Origin of the sequence: Glutamicibacter sp. NPDC088483 (assembly GCF_044753145.1) — a bacterium.
GTDB lineage: Bacteria > Actinomycetota > Actinomycetes > Actinomycetales > Micrococcaceae > Glutamicibacter.
Window position 1 is genome coordinate 1 of record NZ_JBIVMP010000014.1, and the last position, 2,898, is coordinate 2,898.

Annotated in this window: 4 protein-coding genes; 2 read left to right on the top strand and 2 right to left on the bottom strand. The window is 56.3% G+C overall.

The window, feature by feature from the left end; translation table 11 throughout:
• Positions 1 to 499 precede the first annotated feature (499 nt).
• A complete protein-coding gene (locus ACIP6G_RS18200; RefSeq protein ID WP_365946716.1) occupies positions 500 to 700 on the top strand; it encodes a helix-turn-helix transcriptional regulator in 201 nt (66 codons plus the stop codon).
• Positions 697 to 1,893 (top strand): HipA domain-containing protein, encoded by a 1,197-nt coding sequence (locus ACIP6G_RS18205; RefSeq protein WP_365946717.1) that lies wholly within the window; start codon positions 697 to 699, stop codon positions 1,891 to 1,893. Before ACIP6G_RS18200 ends, ACIP6G_RS18205 begins: the two co-directional genes overlap by 4 nt.
• Before the next feature lie 18 nt (positions 1,894 to 1,911).
• On the opposite strand, the gene ACIP6G_RS18210 is transcribed toward ACIP6G_RS18205, so the two are convergent.
• Together ACIP6G_RS18210 and ACIP6G_RS18215 are read right to left on the bottom strand one after the other, a co-directional pair.
• Complete coding sequence (locus tag ACIP6G_RS18210; RefSeq protein WP_038993720.1) at positions 1,912 to 2,355, bottom strand: MepB family protein; 444 nt, start codon at positions 2,353 to 2,355, stop codon at positions 1,912 to 1,914.
• A gap of 333 nt (positions 2,356 to 2,688) precedes the next feature.
• The coding region (locus ACIP6G_RS18215) for a hypothetical protein (RefSeq protein WP_365946718.1) at positions 2,689 to 2,898 on the bottom strand (210 nt) is incomplete at its 5' end.

Here is a 2,898-nt window from a genome sequence, read left to right on the forward strand (position 1 = left end):
ACCGCCGGACTTAACTTGAGTAGATGGTTTGAGGCCCTGGTACCGTTTGGTGCCGGGGCCTCACCTGTTTAACGAGAAGGGGAGGGGGAATTGGGCAGCTGGTGCTGCTTGGTTCCTCCTCCCCTTCTGCTTTAACGAGCTTGAGTGCTGGCCGCTAGCGCAGACCGCTCAAGGAACGACCAGGCAGGCATGGGGTTGTGAATGCAGCCATGGCTAAGCTGTGTCCCGATGTCGGACGCGCTTGAAGCGACTAAGCAGACGGCGTGGCCCTGGACCTCCGCGGCTCACTACGGGAGAGAACGCCCGCTCCGTTGCAGGTGCTTTATCCGATGGGTTCGGGTCCGCCAATCGGCAAGATCCTGCCTTTTGATGCCTCTGACAATCGATTGCTTGCACCTGGCTATCATTTCGGTAACTTGTTGCCGATTCTTGCTCCATGCTGAATGATAGTGAGCAGAATGTCGCCAATCGGCGAAATGCTGCCGGAAGAGGATCCTACATGAATTCAGTGACTGAGCTAGGGGCCGAATTGCAGCGCGTTAGAAAACAGAATGGCCTGACGCAGGAACAGCTGGCTGAATTAGCTGGCATCTCCGAACGTACGCTGCGCTCCATAGAACGAGGGGCGGGAAACCCCTCCATTGAAGCGGTGCTCTCCGTCGCGAATGTACTCGGCCTTCGAATTCTCGTGGCCAAATGAAGCCGCAACTCCAAGAGCTCAAGCTTGTTACCAAGGCTGACGTCTACTGCAACGAAAACCTCGCCGGCACTCTAGCCAGACAGTCCGACGGAAGCGTGGCCTTCAGCTATAACAAGGACTACCTTGCACATGGTGGCGCGGGCATTGCGACATCTTTGCCAGCTTCCCCGGAGGCATACGTTGGGCCTGGGGGCGCGTTGCCATCGTTCTTCTCGGGACTATTGCCCGAAGGCCATCGCCTGACCGTTCTCAAGGACGCAACTAAGACCAGCATCTCTGACGAGTTGACTCTGCTGATGGCAGTGGGCGCCGATACTCCAGGCAATGTACGCGTTGTTCCTGAAGGATCAGCACTGGAGCAAATCCCCGTGGTTGCTGAATTCAGCAGCACGGCCGAACTCGACTTCTCGGTCCTCGCGCGCACCTTGGACCGCCACTCGATCCCCGGCGTGCAAGACAAGATCAGCGCAACCATGCTGACAACACCAGTGGAGTTCAAGAACAGCGCCTATCTGCTCAAGCTTCATCCCCGGGATCATCCGCATTTGGTCGTTAATGAGGCGCAGCATCTGAAAGCAGCGCGATTGCTCAAACTTCCGGTCGCAAACAATCGGCTAGTACTGGATTCCACTGGGAGTCCGGGGCTGCTGGTCGAGAGGTTCGATCGCGAGGGTGTCGAGGGGGCGGATAGTCCCACGCGTTTGGCGTTGGAAGATGCCATGCAGGTATTGAACCTTCCGCCGGCAAGCAAGTATGCAGTGAGCACGGAACAAGCTATTGAAGCCTTAGCGCTGCAGTGCCAGGCTCCGGTGCTCGCCAGGCGCAATCTATACATGCAGTTCGTCTTTGCGTGGCTAACTGGCAACGGCGACTTGCATGGAAAGAACGTCTCGATTCTGGCGGACTTGCATGGACGGTTTAATGTAGCGCCCATCTACGACATCCCATGCACCCTGGTCTACGGCGATGACACCATGGCTTTGACTGTTGCCGGCAAGGCTAAGAATCTGAAGAAGAAGCACTGGGCGGAGCTTGCAAGGGTGCTCGGCTTGGCTGACCGGGCCACGCAGTCAGCGAACCAGTTGGCATTGAAAGCCGCATTGACTGCGGATCTCAGCGAGTTGCCTTTTGAAGGTTCACCTTTGCGTGGTGCGCAACGAGAACTCAGGTTCCGGCGCATGGAGTTGCAGTAGGCGTCTGAGCGGGACAAGTTAGTCTGCGAGCAACGTGAACGCAGGCAGCTGACTATTCTGGCTTTTCTTCGCTTGCCCCTTAAGGCCAGCCGTCCATGATGGATAGACGCGGAAACCGCGCTTGCCTGGAGCCGATGCTGAGGCGAAGACGCCCAGCTCCTCGAGGTGCTGTTGAGTAAAGCGGAAGACGCCGAAACAGCCGGCTTCCTCGATAAAGACCATAACTCCGCGCAGTCCCTCTTCGGATTCGTAGGGGGCAGTAGTCCCAGTTTCGTCCCGATGCCATATGGCTACGAACCCACCTGGCTTTGTTGGCGTGATCCTTGCGGTCCTGATCCGCCACCGCTGTCCGTCAAGCTCAGTTACCCCGGCTTGATAATCGCTCTGCTGTTCTTCGGGAGTCACCTCGCCATACGATTGCCCAGTGAGGTGGCAATAGCGTTCCAACGCCGTGAACTTCATAGACTTCATCCTGTATTCGGTAGATCATCAAGTGGAGTGGCAGCGATCGAAATATCGCTGCTATTCACCGTAGCCGAGGGTGGTGCTTACGTAGCACTGCAAGACCTGTATTGGGCCGGCATCAATGCCGACTGCTCTAGGTAGTCATTTCGCTGATGCCGCCTTGGCCGTCACGCGCATGGAACCTCCAGATGCATCGTTTCGCCATGTGCGTTCTCTTCTTGTGCCTTGCTCAGACGCACGCATGCGCCCGCATCGTCTAATCGGCTGATGTGGGCACAATTCATTGGGTTCGCGTATATGCGTACGCTTCTCAAGGGTTCAATAAACTCGCTAGTACAGGCGCTGATGCTCTGTGCAGCTGCGAAATAATGTTTCCGCGCTCAGCCCTAGCTCGGTAATAATTGCCAGCGATTGGGCACATGGAAAGAGTCGAATCAGCAGTTCAGGAATTAAGTGTGCACGGTCACCGTCAAAAACCACCCACCCGATTTGCAGGACCCCCAAAACCTGTGTATAGTTTTTCCTTGTCGCCGAGAACAA

What these genes read in the sequence shown, in the direction of transcription:
- ACIP6G_RS18210 (WP_038993720.1), bottom strand. Translation starts at nt 2,355, where the DNA reads ATGAAGTTCACGGCGTTGGAACGCTATTGCCACCTCACTGGGCAATCG.
- ACIP6G_RS18205 (WP_365946717.1), top strand. Translation starts at nt 697, where the DNA reads ATGAAGCCGCAACTCCAAGAGCTCAAGCTTGTTACCAAGGCTGACGTC.
- ACIP6G_RS18200 (WP_365946716.1), top strand. Translation starts at nt 500, where the DNA reads ATGAATTCAGTGACTGAGCTAGGGGCCGAATTGCAGCGCGTTAGAAAA.